Origin of the sequence: Halomonas pelophila (assembly GCF_040196315.1) — a bacterium.
Classification (GTDB): domain Bacteria; phylum Pseudomonadota; class Gammaproteobacteria; order Pseudomonadales; family Halomonadaceae; genus Halomonas; species Halomonas pelophila.
This window is the reverse complement of the sequence record NZ_JBEGCI010000028.1, coordinates 1-5,290: the sequence shown is the minus strand read 5'-3', so window position 1 is coordinate 5,290 and position 5,290 is coordinate 1. Positions and strand designations below refer to the sequence as shown.

Below are 5,290 nucleotides of genomic sequence, written 5' to 3'. Positions count from 1 at the left end.
TGAGCTCGGGGTTTTCTCGGAATAGGTGCCTGACGATGACCTACTCTCGCATGGGGAGACCCCACACTACCATCGGCGCTGATCGGTTTCACTGCTGAGTTCGGCAAGGGATCAGGTGGTTCCCGTACGCTATGGTCGTCAGGCGAAAAACGGTGAATCATGCTGACGAGATCGTCTCGCGTATCCGTCATGTCGGTTGCCATCGGCAGACCGCTTGGGTGTTATATGGTCAAGCCTCACGGGCCATTAGTACCGGTTAGCTCAACGCCTTGCAGCGCTTCCACACCCGGCCTATCAACCAGCTGGTCTCGCTGGGCCCTTCAGGAGGCTCAAGGCCTCGGGGAGATCTCATCTTGAAGGGGGCTTCCCGCTTAGATGCTTTCAGCGGTTATCCCGTCCGCACATAGCTACCCGGCAATGCCACTGGCGTGACAACCGGAACACCAGAGGTGCGTCCACTCCGGTCCTCTCGTACTAGGAGCAGCACTTCTCAAATCTCCAACGCCCACGGCAGATAGGGACCGAACTGTCTCACGACGTTCTAAACCCAGCTCGCGTACCACTTTAAATGGCGAACAGCCATACCCTTGGGACCGACTTCAGCCCCAGGATGTGATGAGCCGACATCGAGGTGCCAAACACCGCCGTCGATGTGAACTCTTGGGCGGTATCAGCCTGTTATCCCCGGAGTACCTTTTATCCGTTGAGCGATGGCCCTTCCATACAGAACCACCGGATCACTAGAACCTACTTTCGTACCTGCTCGACGTGTCTGTCTCGCAGTTAAGCACCCTTATGCTCTTGCACTCAATGCACGATTTCCAACCGTGCTGAGGGTACCTTCGTGCTCCTCCGTTACTCTTTGGGAGGAGACCGCCCCAGTCAAACTACCCACCACACACGGTCCTCGATCCAGATCATGGACCTGAGTTAGAACGCCAATGATGTCAGGCTGGTATTTCAAGGTTGGCTCCACTCGATCTGGCGACCGAGTTTCCAAGCCTCCCAGCTATCCTACACAAACAACATCAGCGTCCAGTGTGAAGCTATAGTAAAGGTTCACGGGGTCTTTCCGTCTAGCCGCGGGTACACAGCATCTTCACTGCGATTTCAATTTCACTGAGTCTCGGGTGGAGACAGCGTGGCCATCATTACGCCATTCGTGCAGGTCGGAACTTACCCGACAAGGAATTTCGCTACCTTAGGACCGTTATAGTTACGGCCGCCGTTTACCGGGGCTTCGATCAGGAGCTTCGCCGAAGCTAACACCATCACTTAACCTTCCGGCACCGGGCAGGCGTCACACCCTATACGTCCGCTTGCGCGTTTGCAGAGTGCTGTGTTTTTAATAAACAGTTGCAGCCACCTGGTATCTTCGACCGCTTCGCGCTAAAGGAGCAAGTCCTCTCACGCTAATGCGGCGTGCCTTCTCCCGAAGTTACGGCACCATTTTGCCTAGTTCCTTCACCCGAGTTCTCTCAAGCGCCTTGGTATTCTCTACCTGACCACCTGTGTCGGTTTGGGGTACGGTTCCACTGTATCTGAAGCTTAGAGGCTTTTCCTGGAAGCGTGGCATCGATGACTTCCAGACCGTAGTCTGTTCGTCTCGTCTCTCGGCTTTAAGGAACCGGATTTTCCTGATTCCTCGGCCTACTGACTTTCACCAGGACAACCAACGCCTGGCTCACCTAGCCTTCTTCGTCCCCCCATCGCAATACAGTGAAGTACGGGAATATTGACCCGTTTCCCATCGACTACGCCTTTCGGCCTCGCCTTAGGGGCCGACTCACTCTGCTCCGATTAGCGTCGAACAGAAACCCTTGGTCTTCCGGCGGGGGAGTTTTTCACTCCCCTTGTCGTTACTCATGTCAGCATTCGCACTCGTGATACCTCCAGCAGACTTCTCAATCCACCTTCATCGGCGTACACGACGCTCCTCTACCGCTCGTCATTCGACGAACCCGTAGCTTCGGTACCTGGTTTGAGCCCCGTTACATCTTCCGCGCAGGCCGACTCGACTAGTGAGCTATTACGCTTTCTTTAAAGGATGGCTGCTTCTAAGCCAACCTCCTAGCTGTCTGAGCCTTCCCACATCGTTTCCCACTTAACCAGGATTTCGGGACCTTAGCTGACGGTCTGGGTTGTTTCCCTTTTCACAACGGACGTTAGCACCCGCTGTGTGTCTCCCACGCTCGCACTCACCGGTATTCGGAGTTTGCCTCGGGTTGGTAAGTCGGGATGACCCCCTAGCCGAAACAGTGCTCTACCCCCGGCGGTGATACGTGAGGCGCTACCTAAATAGCTTTCGAGGAGAACCAGCTATCTCCGGGCTTGATTAGCCTTTCACTCCGATCCACAAGTCATCCAAATCTTTTTCAACAGATCCTGGTTCGGTCCTCCAGTTGATGTTACTCAACCTTCAACCTGCTCATGGATAGATCGCCCGGTTTCGGGTCTATTCCCAGCGACTGGTCGCCCAGTTAAGACTCGGTTTCCCTACGCCTCCCCTATACGGTTAAGCTCGCCACTGAAAATAAGTCGCTGACCCATTATACAAAAGGTACGCGGTCACAGAACAAGTCTGCTCCCACTGCTTGTACGCACACGGTTTCAGGATCTATTTCACTCCCCTCTCCGGGGTTCTTTTCGCCTTTCCCTCACGGTACTGGTTCACTATCGGTCAGCCAGGAGTATTTAGCCTTGGAGGATGGTCCCCCCGTCTTCAGTCAAGGTTTCTCGTGCCCCGACCTACTCGATTTCACACCAATCAGATTTCGACTACGGGGCTATCACCCTGTATCGCGCGGCTTCCCAACCGCTTCGTCTATCAGTCATGGTGCTTAAGGGCTGGTCCCCGTTCGCTCGCCGCTACTAGGGGAATCTCGGTTGATTTCTTTTCCTCGGGGTAATGAGATGTTTCAGTTCCCCCGGTTCGCCTCCTGACACCTATGTATTCAGTGCAGGATACCCACGTTACCGTGGGTGGGTTTCCCCATTCAGAAATGCCCGGGTCGCAGGTTGTTTGCCACCTCGCCGAGCCTTATCGCAGGCTTCCACGTCTTTCATCGCCTCTGGCTGCCTAGGCATCCACCGTGTGCGCTTCATCGCTTGACCATATAACCCCAAGAGGTCTGGTCCGCGATGACAATCGACAATTGCCGGATACGCTTGAGACGTATCTCGTGTCTCTTCCTCTCGGAAGAAACGTTTGTCAGCATGATTCACATTGTTAAAGAGCACTGTTCAGAGAACAGTGGAAAGCCGTCTGGCTTGCCGCTGGTCTCTGTCCTGGACTGTTCTGGGAAGGATGGTGGAGCCTAGCGGGATCGAACCGCTGACCTCCTGCGTGCAAGGCAGGCGCTCTCCCAGCTGAGCTAAGGCCCCTCTGATCCTGCAAATGGTGGGTCTGGGCAGACTTGAACTGCCGACCTCACCCTTATCAGGGGTGCGCTCTAACCAACTGAGCTACAGACCCGGCTACAAACCACTGGGTCCGCGACCCAAACAGTCGTTGCTCTGGTCGATCAGGTAATTCATTGTGGACACTTGACGAGTGTTGATGACGTCGTCGATTAAGGAGGTGATCCAGCCGCAGGTTCCCCTACGGCTACCTTGTTACGACTTCACCCCAGTCATGAACCACACCGTGGTGATCGCTCTCCCGAAGGTTAAGCTAACCACTTCTGGTGCAGTCCACTCCCATGGTGTGACGGGCGGTGTGTACAAGGCCCGGGAACGTATTCACCGTGACATTCTGATTCACGATTACTAGCGATTCCGACTTCACGGAGTCGAGTTGCAGACTCCGATCCGGACTGAGACCGGCTTTATGGGATTAGCTCCACCTCGCGGCTTCGCAACCCATTGTACCGACCATTGTAGCACGTGTGTAGCCCTACCCGTAAGGGCCATGATGACTTGACGTCGTCCCCACCTTCCTCCGGTTTGTCACCGGCAGTCTCCCTAGAGTTCCCGACCGAATCGCTGGCAAATAGGGACAAGGGTTGCGCTCGTTACGGGACTTAACCCAACATTTCACAACACGAGCTGACGACAGCCATGCAGCACCTGTCTGTGCGCTCCCGAAGGCACCAAGGTATCTCTACCAAGTTCGCACGATGTCAAGGGTAGGTAAGGTTCTTCGCGTTGCATCGAATTAAACCACATGCTCCACCGCTTGTGCGGGCCCCCGTCAATTCATTTGAGTTTTAACCTTGCGGCCGTACTCCCCAGGCGGTCGACTTATCGCGTTAACTGCGCCACAAAGGTCTCAAGGACCCCAACGGCTAGTCGACATCGTTTACGGCGTGGACTACCAGGGTATCTAATCCTGTTTGCTACCCACGCTTTCGCACCTCAGTGTCAGTGTCAGTCCAGAAGGCCGCCTTCGCCACTGGTATTCCTCCCGATCTCTACGCATTTCACCGCTACACCGGGAATTCTACCTTCCTCTCCTGCACTCTAGCCTGACAGTTCCGGATGCCGTTCCCAGGTTGAGCCCGGGGCTTTCACAACCGGCTTATCAAGCCACCTACGCGCGCTTTACGCCCAGTAATTCCGATTAACGCTCGCACCCTCCGTATTACCGCGGCTGCTGGCACGGAGTTAGCCGGTGCTTCTTCTGTGAGTGATGTCTTTCCTCGGACGTATTAAGCCCAAGGCATTCTTCCTCACTGAAAGTGCTTTACAACCCGAAAGCCTTCTTCACACACGCGGCATGGCTGGATCAGGCTTTCGCCCATTGTCCAATATTCCCCACTGCTGCCTCCCGTAGGAGTTCGGGCCGTGTCTCAGTCCCGATGTGGCTGATCATCCTCTCAGACCAGCTACGGATCGTCGCCTTGGTGAGCCATTACCTCACCAACAAGCTAATCCGACATAGGCTCATCCGATAGCGCAAGGTCCGAAGATCCCCTGCTTTCCCCCGTAGGGCGTATGCGGTATTAGCCTGGGTTTCCCCAGGTTATCCCCCACTACCGGGCAGATTCCTATGCATTACTCACCCGTCCGCCGCTCGACGCCTCCTAGCAAGCTAGGATCGTTTCCGCTCGACTTGCATGTGTTAGGCCTGCCGCCAGCGTTCAATCTGAGCCATGATCAAACTCTTCAGTTTAAAGTCTGATAGTTCCTAAGGTGGAACCAAACCTGGCTCAAGGTTCAAACGTCTCATTTTGACGAGTCGCTTGCCTTGAATGTTTCAGTGACTGGTCACCAACATCCCGACAAGCGCCCACATGAATTACCTGATCGATTGTTAAAGAGCGTCTCGCTGTTGCCGTCGTGTCCGGCC

At 54.9% G+C, this 5,290-nt stretch carries 2 tRNA genes and 3 rRNA genes; all 5 read right to left on the bottom strand.

Going from position 1 to position 5,290, the window contains the following annotated elements:
* Positions 1-27: 27 nt before the first annotated feature.
* Positions 28-143 (bottom strand): 5S ribosomal RNA (gene rrf / locus ABE957_RS18115).
* Between the two features lie 82 nt (positions 144-225).
* Positions 226-3,114: ribosomal RNA gene (locus tag ABE957_RS18110) — 23S ribosomal RNA — on the bottom strand.
* Between the two features lie 194 nt (positions 3,115-3,308).
* A tRNA-Ala gene (locus tag ABE957_RS18105) sits at positions 3,309-3,384 on the bottom strand.
* 14 nt (positions 3,385-3,398) lie between these two features.
* Positions 3,399-3,475: transfer RNA gene (locus tag ABE957_RS18100), tRNA-Ile, on the bottom strand.
* A 98-nt stretch (positions 3,476-3,573) separates the two neighbouring features.
* Positions 3,574-5,113: ribosomal RNA gene (locus tag ABE957_RS18095) — 16S ribosomal RNA — on the bottom strand.
* Together the 16S, 23S and 5S rRNA genes with 2 tRNA genes alongside form the textbook arrangement of a ribosomal RNA operon.
* Positions 5,114-5,290 lie beyond the last annotated feature (177 nt).